The organism is Vibrio sp. 970, from assembly GCF_033339075.1.
Genome location: NZ_JAWOTW010000481.1, coordinates 1 through 625 on the forward strand (window position 1 = coordinate 1; position 625 = coordinate 625).

General features: G+C 50.4%; 1 protein-coding gene. It reads left to right on the top strand.

Annotated features, from left to right (window positions below; all coding sequences use genetic code 11):
* Positions 1-625, top strand: a 625-nt coding sequence (locus R7Q11_RS27430) for a tripartite tricarboxylate transporter permease (protein ID WP_225467141.1), incomplete at both ends; no start/stop codon positions are given.

A 625-nucleotide genomic window follows, 5' to 3' on the forward strand; every position in this document is an offset into this window, starting at 1 on the left:
TTATCCACCGCGGTAATGCCAATGAACATCATGATGGTGATTGTTGGCTGCTTCGTCGGCACATTTATCGGCATGCTGCCGGGTCTTGGCCCAATTTCGGCCATCGCGTTGATGATCCCGATTACTTATGGTTTAGAGCCTTCATCGGGCCTCATCTTGATGGCGGGTGTTTACTACGGCGCCGTATTTGGTGGTTCAACCTCTTCAATTTTGATCAACGCACCGGGTTGTTCTTCAACGGTCGTAACCGCGTTTGACGGTTACCCAATGGCGCAAAAAGGTCAAGCGGGTAAAGCGCTAGCATTAGCCGCTTACTCCTCTTTTACTGGCGGCACACTTTCGGCCATCATGCTGCTCGTGGCTGCGCCAGCCTTGGCTAACGTGTCGTTAAGCTTTCAATCTTCTGATTACTTTGCATTGATGTTGCTCGGCTTGTCTGCCGTTGCGGCTTTTGCTGGTAAAGGTCAGGTCATTAAAGCGTGGATGATGACCATTCTTGGTTTGATGCTGTCGACAGTCGGTATCGATAAAGGCGTTGGTGTCGAGCGTTTCACCTTTGGTTTAACCGATTTGATGGACGGCTTTAGCTTCCTTCTTCTTGCAATGGCGACGTTTGCTTTGGGCG